The organism is Pseudoxanthomonas kaohsiungensis (assembly GCF_010211765.1).
Classification (GTDB): domain Bacteria; phylum Pseudomonadota; class Gammaproteobacteria; order Xanthomonadales; family Xanthomonadaceae; genus Pseudoxanthomonas; species Pseudoxanthomonas kaohsiungensis.
This window is the reverse complement of the sequence record NZ_PDWO01000070.1, coordinates 1-588: the sequence shown is the minus strand read 5'-3', so window position 1 is coordinate 588 and position 588 is coordinate 1. Positions and strand designations below refer to the sequence as shown.

Annotated in this window: 1 protein-coding gene; it reads left to right on the top strand. The window is 71.1% G+C overall.

The window, feature by feature from the left end; translation table 11 throughout:
• On the top strand, positions 1-588 hold a 588-nt coding region (locus CSC66_RS17345), incomplete at both ends, for an IS110 family RNA-guided transposase (RefSeq protein WP_162378648.1).

Below are 588 nucleotides of genomic sequence, written 5' to 3'. Positions count from 1 at the left end.
GCCGGCGTGCCGGTGAAGACACCCGAGCAACAGGGCATCCAGGCGCTGCACCGGCTACGCGAACACCTCAAGGCCGAGCGCACCGCCACGACCAACCTGCTGCGCGGCGTGCTGCGCGAATTCGGGGTGACGATTCCGGCCGGCGCGCTGAAGGTGCCGGCCGCCGTGCGCGATGCGTTGGAGGATGGCGACAACGAGTTGCCCATGCCGCTTCGCTACAGCCTCGACGATCAGCTGCAGCGGCTGGCCCAACTGCAAGCGGACATGGTGGCCATCGAACAGCGGCTGGAAGAGTTCGCCGACCGCGACGTGGCCGTGCAGCGCTATCGGCGCGTGCCGGGCGTGGGCCTGCTGACGGCCACGGCATTGCGGGCCAGTGCAGGCGACCTGTCGCGGTTCCGCAATGGCCGCCAGTTCGCCGCCTGGCTGGGGCTGACCCCGCGCGAGCATTCCTCGGGCCAGCAGCGTCGCCTGGGCGGCCTGACCAAGCGCGGCGACGTCTACCTGCGCACGCTGCTGGTCCACGGTGCACGCGCGGTGCTGACGGCAGCGCGCCTGAAACAGCGACGCGGGCAACCCCTGGATCCC